The organism is Klebsiella spallanzanii (assembly GCF_902158555.1).
GTDB lineage: Bacteria > Pseudomonadota > Gammaproteobacteria > Enterobacterales > Enterobacteriaceae > Klebsiella > Klebsiella spallanzanii.
The window spans coordinates 97,020-111,056 of the sequence record NZ_CABGGS010000008.1; the positions used below are offsets into that span (position 1 = coordinate 97,020).

9 protein-coding genes and 1 rRNA gene are annotated in these 14,037 nt (G+C 55.0%); 3 read left to right on the forward strand and 7 right to left on the reverse strand.

Going from position 1 to position 14,037, the window contains the following annotated elements:
• Positions 1-144: 144 nt before the first annotated feature.
• Both FN082_RS10230 and metH read right to left on the reverse strand, forming a co-directional pair.
• Complete coding sequence (locus tag FN082_RS10230; RefSeq protein WP_142981532.1) at positions 145-1,776, reverse strand: Na/Pi cotransporter family protein; 1,632 nt, start codon at positions 1,774-1,776, stop codon at positions 145-147.
• Between the two features lie 264 nt (positions 1,777-2,040).
• Complete coding sequence (metH, locus tag FN082_RS10235) at positions 2,041-5,724, reverse strand: methionine synthase (protein ID WP_142981533.1); 3,684 nt, start codon at positions 5,722-5,724, stop codon at positions 2,041-2,043.
• Between the two features lie 196 nt (positions 5,725-5,920).
• On the opposite strand from metH, the gene iclR reads away from it, so the two are divergent.
• Both iclR and FN082_RS10245 read left to right on the forward strand, forming a co-directional pair.
• Positions 5,921-6,748, forward strand: a complete 828-nt coding sequence (gene iclR / locus FN082_RS10240) for a glyoxylate bypass operon transcriptional repressor IclR (protein ID WP_139540782.1) — start codon at positions 5,921-5,923, stop codon at positions 6,746-6,748.
• Positions 6,749-6,757: 9 nt separating this feature from the next.
• Complete coding sequence (locus FN082_RS10245; protein WP_142462603.1) at positions 6,758-7,162, forward strand: ASCH domain-containing protein; 405 nt, start codon at positions 6,758-6,760, stop codon at positions 7,160-7,162.
• 14 nt (positions 7,163-7,176) lie between these two features.
• Here FN082_RS10245 and aceK read toward each other — a convergent pair whose 3' ends face one another.
• From aceK to metA, 4 genes are all read right to left on the reverse strand, one after another.
• On the reverse strand, positions 7,177-8,919 hold the full coding sequence (gene aceK, locus FN082_RS10250; RefSeq protein ID WP_139540781.1) for a bifunctional isocitrate dehydrogenase kinase/phosphatase: 1,743 nt from the start codon (positions 8,917-8,919) through the stop codon (positions 7,177-7,179).
• A 54-nt stretch (positions 8,920-8,973) separates the two neighbouring features.
• A complete protein-coding gene (gene aceA / locus FN082_RS10255) occupies positions 8,974-10,278 on the reverse strand; it encodes an isocitrate lyase (protein ID WP_139540780.1) in 1,305 nt (434 codons plus the stop codon).
• Between the two features lie 160 nt (positions 10,279-10,438).
• Positions 10,439-12,040 carry a malate synthase A gene (gene aceB / locus FN082_RS10260; protein ID WP_142981534.1) on the reverse strand — a complete coding sequence of 534 codons (1,602 nt, stop codon included), beginning with the start codon at positions 12,038-12,040 and terminating at the stop codon, positions 10,439-10,441.
• A gap of 259 nt (positions 12,041-12,299) precedes the next feature.
• Positions 12,300-13,229: a homoserine O-acetyltransferase MetA gene (gene metA / locus FN082_RS10265; protein ID WP_139540778.1), complete on the reverse strand. Its 930-nt coding sequence runs from the start codon at positions 13,227-13,229 to the stop codon at positions 12,300-12,302.
• Positions 13,230-13,385: 156 nt separating this feature from the next.
• On the opposite strand from metA, the gene FN082_RS10270 reads away from it, so the two are divergent.
• Positions 13,386-13,823: an acetyltransferase gene (locus FN082_RS10270; RefSeq protein WP_142981535.1), complete on the forward strand. Its 438-nt coding sequence runs from the start codon at positions 13,386-13,388 to the stop codon at positions 13,821-13,823.
• 108 nt (positions 13,824-13,931) lie between these two features.
• Here FN082_RS10270 and rrf read toward each other — a convergent pair.
• Positions 13,932-14,037: ribosomal RNA gene (gene rrf, locus FN082_RS10275) — 5S ribosomal RNA — on the reverse strand; the annotation flags it as partial.

A 14,037-nucleotide genomic window follows, 5' to 3' on the forward strand; every position in this document is an offset into this window, starting at 1 on the left:
CCCGGGTAAGGCGTCTGCCGCGACCCGGGGAATTTCCCGGAGGCGGCGCTTGACGCGCCTTGTCCGGGTGACCAAACCGCAGACTGCTGTGAACCTGTAGCCCGGTCAGCGCAGCGCCACCGGGGATTTTTGCGACATCACCGGTTAATAATCATCCCGCTCATCGTCCTCATCCGGCTGCTCCATCACGCTATAGGCCACCGAGCAGAACAGCGAGTTCAGACGCTTCATATCGCCCAGTAGCGCCAGATGCAGCGTACTGGTTTCAATACTTTGCACGTTTTGCTGATGCAGGCGGTCAACGTGGGCATGCGAATAGCGGCGGTTTAAAATGCGAAAACGATGCTTACTACGCCGCAGACGACGGGCGCTCGGCACGTCACCGGAGAAAAAGACCGACATCGCCAGCTGTAGATTACTCAGTAACTGATCGTACAGCCCATCCAGCTCCTTCAGCCCCTCCATGGAGAAAGCGCGGCGCGCAGCCAGAGATTTATCGGCGATCTCGCTGCCCATTCTCTCGACAATGTCCGAAGCTTGCTCCAGGTTAAGCGCCATTTCGATGATCTCCGCCCAGCGACGGGATTCCTCTTCCGCCAGCTCCTCTTTCGGCATGCGCGCCAGATAGAGCTTAATCGCGGTATAAAGCACGTTGATGTCATCCGCCATCCGCCGAAGCTCTTTCTCCTCACGAGACTCACCGTGCATGATCTTGCGCAAACCCTCCAGCATCTGCTCCATCGCATCGCCAATACGTAGCGTTTCACGAGCAGCATTGGCCAGCGCCAACGCGGGGGTATCCAGCGCCGAGGTATCCAGATGCTTCGGCTTCAGGTGCGCGTCGAGCTCCGGCTCGTCGCGAATCAAACGCTTACAGAGGCGGGCCATCGGCTCCGCGAACGGCACCATGGCGATACAGCGGATCAGGTTGTAGAAGACGTGGAAGTAGATAACCAGCTCAGCTTCCGCCAGCGGCAGCTTATGCATCACCTCCGCCAGGACATGAACAAACGGCAGGATAATCAGGCTGCCCACCAGCTTGAACAGCAGGCTGCCAAGCGCAACGCGGCGCGCGGCGGCATTCGCCCCGCTGTTATTGAGCATCGCCAGCAGCCCGGAGCCAAGGTTAGCGCCAATCACCAGGCACAGTGCGACCGGAAATGAAATCACGCCGGTCGAGGTTAACGTGGCGGTCAGCAACACCGCGGCCAGGCTTGAATAGCTGATGATCGCGAATACCGCGCCAATCAGCGCATCCAGCATAATATCGCCGGTCAACGAGGCGAAAATCACCTGCACGCCGTTGGCCTGGGTGATGGGATGCACCGCCTGTACGATCAGCTCCAGCGCGAGAAGAATCAGCCCCAGGCCAATCCCCACGCGTCCGAGCTGGCCTGCGCGCGTTTGCTTGCGCCCAAGGAAAAAAATCACGCCGATAAAAATCAGCAGCGGCGAAAGCCATGACAGGTCGAAGGTCAGCACCCTTGCCATCAGCGCGGTACCGACGTCCGCCCCCAGCACCATTACCAGCGCGGGGGCCAGCGCTACCAGATCCTGAGAGACAAATGAGGTCACCAGCATGGTGGTGGCGTTGCTGCTCTGGACCAGCGCGGTGACGCCGATCCCCGCGCAGAAGGCGAGCGGCTTTTTCTCCACGCTGCTGCTCAGAACGCTTCGCAGGCGTGCACCGTAGACGCGCATCACGCCGGTGCGAACAATATGGGTGCCCCACACCAGCAGGGCGACGGCAGAAAGCAGGTGTAGCAGAGTTAACACGGAATCAGCTTCTCCTTATATTTATACACTTTATCCTTCAAGCTGCCTCTTTGTTGGCTGCACCAGCTCACTCCAGTCACTTACTTGAGTAAGCTCCTGGAGATTCACCGGTTTGCCGCCTCGACGCATCTCGAATGACTGCGTGTAGACACTTTTCCCGAGAGGTCACAGCCTTCTTTCAGTATAAGGGTTTAAACACAATAAAGAGACAGGGCGCTAATTGAGCGCCCTGTTAGTTGTAAGGAAAGATAACTGATTGGCGAATCAGTCCGCGTCATATCCCAAATTCGGCGCTAACCAGCGTTCAACTTCCGCCACGCTCATCCCTTTACGCAACGCATAGTCCTCCACCTGATCGCGCTGAATTTGCGCTACCGCGAAATACTTGCTGTCCGGGTGGCTGAAGTACCAGCCGGAGACCGAGGCTCCTGGCCACATAGCGAAAGATTCGGTTAGCTTCATACCGGTGTGTTTTTCCACTTCCAGCAGCTCCCAGATGGTCGCCTTTTCGGTGTGTTCCGGGCAGGCCGGATAACCGGGCGCCGGGCGGATCCCCTGGTAGTTTTCGCGAATCAGCTCCTCGTTGCTGAGGTTCTCATTCGCCGCATAACCCCAGTACACTTTACGTACGCGCTCATGCAGATATTCGGCAAAGGCTTCCGCCAAACGGTCGGCAATCGCCTTCACCATAATCTTGTTATAGTCATCGTGCTGCGCCTCGTAAGCATCGGCCAGCGCGTCCTCTTCAAGACCGCCTGTTACCGCGAACGCGCCGATGTAGTCCGATTTCCCTGACAATTTCGGGGCGACAAAATCCGCCAGACAGTAGTTTGCAAAGCCGACTTTCTCGGTCTGCTGACGCAGATGACGCCCCACGTTCAGCACATGGGTACGGGTTTCATCGCGATAGATTTCCACATCGTCGCCGACGCGGTTTGCCGGGAACAGCCCCACCACGCCGCGCGGATTAAGCGCTTTCTCAGCGCTCAGTTTATCCAGCAGATCGTTAGCATCTTTGAACAGTCGCTGCGCTTCTTCGCCGACCACTTCATCTTCCAGAATGCGCGGATATTTCCCGGCCAGCGACCAGGTCATAAAGAACGGCGTCCAGTCGATATAGTTACGCAGCGTTTCAATGCTGGCTTCAACTTCCTGCACGCCCAGACGATGGGCCACCGGCGGCGTATAGTTTTCCCAGTCAAAGGCCAAATCGTTATCGCGCGCAGCCTCCAGCGTGACCGGCGGCGTACGCGGCTTTTTGCGCGCGTGCTGAATGCGCACGGTTTCATACTCTTTACGCGTGCGGGCAACAAAATCATCGTGCTGAGTATCAGACAGTAGCGCGGCAACAACGCCTACGGTGCGCGAGGCGTTTTGCACATAGACCGTCGGGCCACTGTAGTTCTGCTCGATTTTCACTGCCGTATGCGCTTTCGAAGTCGTCGCGCCGCCGATCAGCAGCGGAATGGTAAAGCCCTGACGCTCCATCTCCTTCGCCACGTTGACCATTTCGTCCAGCGACGGAGTAATCAGTCCGGAAAGGCCAATCAGATCCGCATTCACTTCACGGGCAGTTTTAAGGATTTTCTCTGCGGGGACCATCACGCCAAGATCGACGATTTCATAGTTGTTACATTGCAGCACCACGCCAACGATATTTTTGCCGATGTCGTGCACGTCACCCTTCACGGTCGCAATGACCATCTTGCCGTTGCTGGAGCCTTTCTCTTTGCTGGCTTCGATATACGGTTCGAGATACGCCACTGCCTGCTTCATCACGCGGGCGGATTTCACCACCTGCGGCAGGAACATTTTCCCTTCACCAAACAGATCGCCGACTACGTTCATGCCGTCCATCAGTGGGCCTTCAATCACTTCAATCGGGCGCGCGGCCTGCTGACGGGCTTCTTCGGTATCCAGCTCGATAAATTCGGTAATGCCTTTCACCAGCGAGTATTCGAGGCGCTTTTTAACGTCCCAGCTACGCCATTCCGCCAGTTGCGTATTTGCGTTGTCATCGCTTTTGCTGCCACGATATTTCTCCGCCAGATCCAGCAGACGTTCAGTGCCATCATCGCGGCGGTTAAGGATCACATCTTCAACCGCATCGCGCAGCTCGGCGGGCAGGTCGTCGTAAATCGCCAACTGACCGGCGTTGACAATGCCCATGTCCATGCCATTACGGATGGCGTAGTAGAGGAATACTGCGTGAATCGCTTCGCGCACCGGGTCGTTGCCACGAAACGAAAATGAGACGTTGGAGACGCCGCCGGAAATTAGCGCATGCGGCAGCTCGCGTTTGATATCTTCACAGGCACCGATAAAGTCCTGGGCGTAGTTGTTGTGCTCTTCAATGCCGGTCGCCACGGCGAAAATATTCGGGTCAAAAATGATGTCTTCCGGCGGGAAGCCCACCTCTTCGGTGAGAATTTTGTACGCCCGGCGGCAAATCTCAATTTTACGATCCCGGGTGTCGGCCTGGCCCTGTTCATCAAAGGCCATCACCACCACGGCGGCACCGTAGCGGCGCACCTTTTTGGCATGATGGATAAACGGCTCAACGCCCTCTTTCATCGAGATGGAGTTGACGATGCCTTTGCCCTGAATACACTTCAGCCCTTTCTCGATGACGTCCCACTTCGAGGAGTCGATCATAATCGGCACGCGGGCGATATCCGGCTCACCGGCGATCAGGTTGAGGAAACGCGTCATCGCCGCTTCGGCGTCGAGCATGCCTTCATCCATGTTGATATCGATAATCTGCGCGCCGCTTTCCACCTGCTGGCGGGCCACATCCAGTGCTTCGTTGTATTTTTCTTCTTTAATCAGGCGTTTAAACTTCGCCGAGCCGGTCACGTTGGTTCGTTCGCCGACGTTCACAAACAGGCTGTCATCGCCGATGTTCAGCGGCTCAAGGCCTGCGAGGCGGCAGGCTACTGGCAGCTCCGGCAACTGGCGCGGCGTCAGCCCTTCAACGGCGCGGCTCATGGCGGCGATATGTTCCGGCGTGGTGCCGCAGCAGCCGCCAACGATATTCAGGAAGCCAGCCTCTGCCCATTCACGGATTTGCGCCGCCATGGTGTCAGCATCCAGATCGTACTCACCGAAGGCGTTCGGCAAACCGGCGTTCGGGTGCGCGGTGACGTAGCATTCGGCAATGCGCGACAGCTCCTGCACGTACTGGCGCAGCTCATCCGGGCCTAGCGCACAGTTGAGGCCGAAAGTGAGCGCATCGGCGTGGCGTAGCGAGTTATAAAAAGCTTCGGTAGTCTGGCCGGAAAGCGTGCGCCCGGAGGCGTCGGTGATGGTGCCGGAAATCATAATCGGCAGGTCGACGCCCAGCGCTTCAAACTCTTCCTTCACCGCAAAAATCGCCGCTTTGGCGTTAAGGGTATCGAAGACCGTCTCAATCAGGATCAGATCCGCCCCGCCTTCCACCAGCGCTTTGGTGGATTCGCGATAGGCCGCCACCAGCCCGTCAAAGGTGATGTTGCGAAAGGCCGGGTCGTTGACGTCCGGGGAAATTGAGGCGGTGCGGTTAGTTGGACCGAGAACACCTGCGACGTAACGCGGCTTTTCCGGCGTGCGCGCGGTCCAGGCATCGGCGCTGGCGCGAGCCAGTTTAGCCGCTGCAAAGTTGATCTCCGCCGACAGGGATTCCATCTGGTAATCCGCCATCGCGATGGTCGTCGAGTTAAAGGTGTTGGTTTCAATGATATCCGCCCCGGCCGCAAAATAGGCGTCGTGGATAGCGGTTATCACGTCCGGCTTGCTGAGAACCAGCAGGTCGTTGTTGCCTTTCAGATCGCACGGCCAGTCGGCAAAGCGTTCGCCGCGAAAGTCCTGCTCACTCAGACGATAGCTCTGGATCATGGTGCCCATGCCCCCATCCAGAACCAGAATACGTTCTTTTAACTGCTGATGCAGTTGCTCAACTTTGCTGCTCACACTCGCTCCCGACAACGCTCAACCAGACCGAAAAAACTTAACAGGCCATACTGGCACAAACCGAAGGGGCGGAAAAGAGAACAGCGGGCAAGATGAGACATGTTCAGCTTCACTCATCCGATCAGTCGGGTAGTGATTGCATTATCGCCAAATAAAACGAAAATCATTTCCACGATACAGAAAAAAGGAGTCAGCAATGGCGACCCCCGTTCCCGCAAAACGCGGTAGAAAACCTGCAGCCCCCGCAGCCGCACCGGCTGGCGGACAAGTACAGTCCCTGACTCGTGGGCTGAAGCTGCTCGAATGGATTTCTGAATCTCACGGCAGCGTGGCGCTAACCGAACTGGCCCAGCAGGCCGGCTTACCTAACTCTACGACTCACCGCCTGCTGACCACCATGCAGCAGTTGGGCTTTGTTCGCCAGGTTGGCGAGCTGGGACACTGGTCGGTGGGGGCGCATGCATTTGTTGTCGGCAGCAGCTTCCTGCAAAGCCGCAACCTGCTGGCTATCGTCCATCCAATTCTGCGCCAACTGATGGAAGATTCCGGCGAGACGGTAAACCTCGCGGTGCTGGACCAGGGCGACCATCAGGCGATTATCATCGACCAGGTACAGTGTACCCAACTGATGCGTATGTCGGCGCCAATTGGCGGCAAGCTGCCGATGCACGCTTCCGGCGCGGGAAAAGCCTTTCTGTCGCAGTTGAGTGAAGAGCAAGTGACCAGCCTGCTGCATCGTAAAGGCCTGCATGCTTATACTCACGCCACGCTGGTGTCGCCGGTGCATCTGAAAGAAGATTTGGCCCAGACGCGTAAGCGCGGCTATTCGTTTGATGACGAAGAACACGCGCTAGGTCTGCGCTGCGTGGCATCATGTATTTATGATGAACACCGCGAGCCGTTTGCTTCTATCTCAATCTCCGGGCCGATTTCGCGCATTACCGATGACCGCGTCACCGAGTTCGGCGCCATGGTGATCAAGGCGGCGAAAGAAGTGACGCTGGCGTACGGCGGGGTTCGATGAATGAGCGATCTGAAATCCTACTGGCAGGATAAATATCCTTCTGCTTTTTGCTGGTCTTTCGGCGATTCACCGGAGCTCGCCGACGAGCTGGCGGCCCTGGTCGTCACGGGCAAAAAACGCGGCACCTGCGGCTCGCTTGCCAGCTATCAGCAAGAGCAGCCGCCCGTGACGCCAGGGGCATACCACATTGTGCTGGACGGCAAAGGTAAAGCCGTATGCGTGATACGCACCCTGGCGCTCCGGCTGATCCGTTTTAACGAAATGAACGCGGAACTGGCCGCGCTGGAAGGCGAAGGTGATTTGAGCCTGGCTTACTGGCAATCTGCGCATCAGGCGTTTTTTGAGCGCGAAGGCACCTGGGCGCCGGATATGGAGCTGGTTTACGAAGAATTCGCCGTTATTGAAGTGGCCTGAACCAGGCCATTTGCTTAACCCGCCTGCTGTAGGTTGTCGTAGCGCACGCAAAAGCGCTGGCGGCGGCGATAGGCGTAGACGTCCTCCACGTGGCCTTCTCGAATCCGCGTTTGCAACGCCCGCCAGTAGTCGGCGCGCAGAAGATCGGCATGCATCTCTTCAAATAGCGGCCCGATACGCGGGTCGGCGCACAGCCAGTGGCGAAACTCCTCCGGAAAAACATCGCCCGGCGAGACGCTGTACCACGGCTCACTGGCTAACTCATCTTCCGGATAGCGCGGCGGCGGAATTTCGCGGAAATTCACTTCCGTCATATAGCAAATTTCATCGTAATCGTAGAACACCACCCGGCCGTGGCGCGTGACGCCAAAATTTTTAAATAGCATATCGCCGGGGAAAATATTGGCGGCGGCCAGCTGGCGAATGGCGTTCCCATACTCCTCTACCGCATCGCGCAGCGCCTGGCCGTCCACCTGCTCCAGCCAGATATTCAGCGGTACCATTCGCCGCTCGATATAGAGATGGCTGATGATGATCCGATCCCCGAGGTCGGTAATTTTTGCTCCGGCCTCGGTTTGGAGCAGGGCCATGAGTTCAGGCGCAATTTGCCGTTTCTCCAGCACAAAGTTTTCAAACTCTTGGGTATCCGCCATTCTCCCCACGCGATCGTGCTCTTTAACCAACTGATAGCAGGCGCGCACGTGGGCGGCGGTCATCTCTTTTTGCGGCGCAAAACGGTCTTTAATGACTTTAAATACCCGGTCAAACCCAGGCAATGTAAACACCAGCATCACCATTCCGCGGATCCCCGGCGCTTCGATAAATTGCTCATCGCTGCGGGAGATATAGTGCAGGTATTCGCGATAGCTCTCCGTTTTCGCATGCTTCTGGCAGCCAATCGCCATATACAGTTCGGCGGTGGTTTTTCCCGGCAGAATCTCGCGTAGCCACTCAACCAACGCGCCGGGCAGCGGCGCGTAAACCATAAAATAGGAACGGGCGAAGCCAAAAACGATGCTCGCTTCGGCATGCGTCGTCAGACAGGCATCGACAAACAGTTCGCCTTCATCAGTACGATGGATTGGCAGCAGAAAGGGCAGAGTCGCCATTGGCGTCACGAGCTTACCGACCAGCCAGGCGGCCTTATTACGATAAAAGAGTTCATTCGCCACCTGCAGATGCGATTGGGAGAGCAGCTCGCTGCCAAGCGCTTCCTGCAAGCAAGCGGTGATATAACCGATATCGCGCCCCCTGTCCTGCCATGGCAGGCGGAAAGGAAGGTCAGATAATACTTTGCGTAACAAGGTATCCCAGCCGCGCTCGGGGAAGAAATCTTTTGCCAGAGGACGCGGGATAGAGCGCAAACGGCGCTCGGGCTGAGAGCTGAAAATAAAAAGCCGCTCGGGAGTCAGCGAGCGGTGGTCAAACAACCGGCAATAGACGGAATTGAAAAAGCTCTCCGCAATTTCGAAGCGAGGGTAATCCGGCAACAAGTGGGTGTAGTGCTCTTTCACCCGCAGCAAAAAGTCAGCATCGGTATTTTTGCCATCAGTAATGCAGCGCAGCTGTTCGACGACCAGACCGACATGGTGATCGTAGAGATGAATGCGCTGTTTCATTGCCTGCTGGACGGCATGCCAGTCAGCCTGTTCAAAACGCGGCTGGGCGCCGGAAGTCACTTCAAGAAAACGCCCGTACTGGGCGTCAAAACCCTGCAAAATAGTCTGAGCAATCAATAATTCCAGGCCACGCGTCATATTTTCCCCCTCACCCATCCCTCTCCCCCCGGAGAGAGGGAGAGGAGGAAATCATCAGAACTGATCTTCTTCTGTTGAACCGGTTAACGCCGTGACTGACGAGGCTCCGCCCTGGATAATGGTAGTCACCTTGTCGAAGTAGCCGGTACCGACTTCCTGCTGATGAGAGACAAAGGTGTAACCATCTTTAGCCGCCGCAAACTCCGGCTGCTGAACCTTCTCAACGTAGTGCTTCATACCTTCGCCCTGCGCATAAGCGTGTGCCAGGTCGAACATGTTGAACCACATGCTGTGAATACCGGCCAGGGTGATGAACTGGTACTTGTAGCCCATATCCGACAGCTGCTGCTGGAAGCTGGCGATAGTTTTATCATCCAGTTTTTTCTGCCAGTTAAAGGACGGCGAGCAGTTGTAGGCCAGCAGCTTGCCCGGATATTTGGCGTGAATCGCATCGGCAAAGCGTTTCGCCAGCTCGAGATCCGGGGTAGAAGTTTCGCACCACACCAGGTCAGCATACGGTGCGTAGGCCAGCCCGCGACTGATCGCCTGTTCGATACCGGCGTGGGTACGGAAGAAACCTTCGCTGGTACGGTCGCCAGTGATAAATTCGCGATCGTAAGGGTCGCAGTCTGACGTAATTAAATCCGCCGCATCAGCATCAGTGCGGGCAATCACCAGCGTTGGCACGCCCATCACGTCTGCCGCCAAACGTGCAGCAACCAGCTTCTGAATCGCTTCCTGGGTCGGTACCAGCACTTTCCCGCCCATATGGCCGCATTTCTTCACCGATGCCAGCTGGTCTTCGAAGTGAACGGCCGCTGCACCGGCCTCAATCATCGATTTCATCAGCTCAAAGGCATTAAGCACGCCGCCAAACCCAGCTTCCGCATCGGCGACGATCGGCAGGAAATAATCGGTGTAACGCGGATCGTTCGGCTCAATGCCAGCAGACCACTGGATCTGATCCGCGCGGCGGAAGGTGTTGTTGATCCGATCAACAACCGCCGGTACCGAGTTCGCCGGATAGAGCGATTGATCCGGGTACATGCTGGAGGCCAGGTTGGCGTCCGCCGCGACCTGCCAGCCAGAAAGATAGATCGCTTCAATGCCCGCTTTCGCCTGCTGCAACGCCTGTCCACCGGTCAGCGCGCCTAAGCTGTTGATGTAGCCTTTTTTCGCTTCGCCGTGCAGCAAGCGCCACATCTTAGCCGCACCCAGTTGGGCCAGGGTACATTCCGGGTTGACTGAGCCACGAAGCTTCACCACGTCTTCGGCGCTGTACGGGCGGGTAATACCTTCCCAGCGCGGGTTGGTCCATTCTTTGTTTAATTCTTCGATTTGTTGGGTACGGGTCTTCATGTGCAGATGCTCCATATTATTTTTTACCCGTCATCTTTCGCGCCGCAGGTTCGTTGGCTGCGCAGGTTCACCCCAGTCACTTACCTAAGTAAGCTCCTGGGGATTCTCATGCTTGTCGCCTTCCTGCAACGCGAAATCCATAGGGTAAATTGTGGGTGAATTAGGCCAGCAGGCGGTAACCTGGCAGAGTTAAGAAATCAATAAGCTCATCGGAGGTGGTGATTTGTTCCATCAGGCGGGCGGCTTCATCAAAGCGTCCGCTGCTGTAGCGGTGCTCGCCCAGTTCGTCCTGAATCACCCGCATCTCTTCAGCCAGCCACTGGCGGAATAGCGCTTTGGTCACCGGCTTGCCGTTGCTCAGGGTTTTCTCGTGATGGATCCACTGCCAGATAGAGGTACGGGAGATCTCGGCCGTTGCCGCATCTTCCATCAGACCGTAAATCGGCACGCAGCCGTTGCCGGAGATCCATGCTTCGATGTACTGCACCGCCACGCGAATATTGGCGCGCATGCCTTCTTCAGTTCGTTCACCTTCGCAGGGGGCCAGCAGCTGCTCGGCGGTAATTGGCGCATCGTCATCGCGGGTGACAAACAGCTGGTTTTTGTTCTCACCCAGCACACCGTTAAAGACGGCCATCGCGGTATCCGCCAGCCCCGGATGGGCGATCCAGGTGCCATCGTGGCCGTTATTGGCTTCCAGCGATTTGTCGGCTTTTACCTTATTCAGTACCTGATTATTTCGCTCAGCATCTTTGCTCGGAATAAATGCCGCCATGCCGCCCATCGCAAACGCACCGCGCTTATGGCAGGTTTTAATCAGCAATCGCGAGTAGGCGCTGAGGAAAGGTTTGTCCATCGTCACGACCTGGCGGTCTGGCAAAACGCGATCCGGGTGATTTTTCAACGTCTTGATATAGCTGAAAATGTAGTCCCAGCGACCGCAGTTCAGACCCACAATATGGTCACGCAGCGCGTGCAGGATCTCATCCATCTGGAAGACGGCCGGCAGCGTTTCAATCAGCAAAGTGGCTTTGATGGTGCCGCGCGGCAGCTCAAAGCGGTCTTCAGTGAAGCTAAAGACTTCACTCCACCACGCGGCTTCCTGCCAGGCCTGAGTTTTCGGCAGATAGAAATACGGCCCACTACCTTTTGCCAGTAAGGCTTTGTGATTGTGGAAGAAATAGAGAGCAAAATCGAACAGGCTGCCGGGAATCGCTTCCCTGCGCCATGTCACGTGTTTTTCCGGCAGATGCAGACCACGTACGCGACAGATCAGTAATGCCGGGTCTGGCTTGAGCTGATAGATCTTTCCTGCTTCGTTGGTATAGCTGATAGTGCCGTTAACCGCATCACGCAGGTTAATTTGCCCATCAATGACCTTGCTCCATTCGGGTGCCAGCGAGTCCTCGAAATCAGCCATAAAGACTTTCACGTTCGCATTGAGCGCGTTAATGACCATCTTACGTTCAACCGGGCCGGTAATTTCTACCCGGCGATCCTGCAAGTCTTCAGGAATGCCGCGAATTTTCCAGTCACCATTACGAATGGAAGCTGTTTCCGAAATAAAATCAGGAAGCTTGCCGTTATCAATTGCCTTCTGTTGCTGGATGCGCGCTGCCAGCAATTTGTTGCGCTCAGGCGTAAAGCGACTCACCAGTTCGGTCAGGAATTCGACTGCCTCAGGCGTAAGTATTTGCTTCTCTTGCTCGCCATAGGGCTGGCTAAAAGCCAGTTCATCAGTAATTGTCGCCTGCTGCGTCATGTGCTGCTCCTCTTGGTTGATCCAGTTGGCGCGAACGTAAGATCGTTGTGTAGTTTTCGTTCAGCACAATTAAGACTACGCATTTATTTTTCAAAATCAAAAACAATTTCCATTTTTAATTAATTTATAATTTAACCTATTGATAACATTATAAATAAAGTTTAATTACAATATGAGCCGCATTTCGGAAATAAAAAAGGCACCCGAAGGTGCCAGAGGCAAAATGCTGAAACGCTTTAGGATCGTGTTATGTAGAAGATTAATCCAGCGTCGGATTCATATGGCGTAGATCGTATGGCGTGATCTGGTAAACGTAATAGTTGAGCCAGTTGATAAACAGCAGGTTGCCATGGCTTCGCCAGGTGGCTCGCGGTTTATTCTGCGGATCGTTTTGCGGGAAATAATTGTGTGGAACCTGCGGATCGAGGCCCGCTTCCACATCGCGGAAAAACTCGCTGGCCAGAGTATTCGCATCATATTCAGGATGCCCGGTAACGAAGGCGATGCGCTTATCTTTACTGGCAAAGAGGTAGGCATCACCCTCTTCCGTCTCCGCCAGAATCTCTAAATCCGTGTAGTCGCGAATCAATACAGCCGGAAAATCGGCATAGCGTGAATGTGGGGCAAGGAAAGAGTCGTCAAAACCACGGGTTAATAAGGCATGGGGCTGTAGAATATGGTGTTCGTATACCCCTGAAATTTTTTCGGAACGAGTCTGTTTTGGGATGCCGTAGAGAATATTGAGCGCGGCCTGTACCGCCCAACAGACAAATAGCGTTGAGGTAACATGATCTTTAGCCCACTCCAGCACCTGCTTGATCTGCGGCCAGTAGGCAACGTCATTAAACTCAACCAAACCTAAGGGCGCGCCGGTAACAATCAGGCCATCAAAATTCTGATCGCAAATATCTTCAAAATTACAATAGAAGTTATTCAGGTGCTCCGCCGGTGTATTGCGCGACTCCCGAGCATCAATGCGTAGCAGCTGGATATCAAGCTGCAGCGGAGAATTTGAAAGCAGCCGCAGAAACTGGTTCTCGGTTTCGATTTTCTTCGGCATCAGATTGAGGATGAGCACCTTCAGCGGGCGGATTTCCTGAGTTGTCGCGCGAGTCGTCGTCATCACAAAGACGTTTTCATTACGCAAGAAATTGACGGCCGGCAGCTCGTCCTGCACCCGAATAGGCATAACTTTATTACCTCATAGCATACGTATAAACGTTTAGACATCCAGATAGCTGAAGATACCCAGGAATCTGGTGAATGTCGAGCCTGCAAGTACAGGGTGAAAAAATTTCACGGAGATATTTGAGTTAGAATATAAGAATGAATAAAAGGAGAATATATGGTTATTAGTATCCGCCGTTCACGGCATGACGAAGGGGAAAAACTCATTGCGATCTGGTGTCGTTCGGTCGATGCAACGCACAATTTCCTGTCGAAGGAGTATAGGGTAGAGCTGGAAGAGTTAGTGAGATCATTTTTGCCCGAAGCACCACTGTGGGTAGCGGTGACGGAGAAAGATGAGCCTATCGCCTTTATGCTTCTTACTGGTGAACATATGGACGCGTTGTTCGTCGATCCCGATGTCCGCGGCTGTGGGGTAGGGAAATTGCTCATTGAGCATGCGCTAACCCTGACACCAACACTAACGACTAATGTTAACGAACAGAATGAGCAGGCTGTCGGATTTTATAAGAAGATGGGGTTTAAGGTGACGGGACGTTCAGAGACGGATGATCTTGGAAAACCTTATCCATTGCTCAATTTGGTACATGAGTAATGTTCGAGACCGGATGCGGTAAAACCGACATCCGGTATTTTTCAAATTTTCAAAGCCATAAAAACGCAAAAAGCCCATCCGTCAGGATGGGCTCTTCACTTGATTGATGCCTGGCAGTTCCCTACTCTCACATGGGGAGACCCCACACTACCATCGGCGCTACGGCGTTTCACTTCTGAGTTCGGCATGGGGTCAGGTGGGACCACCGCGCTAC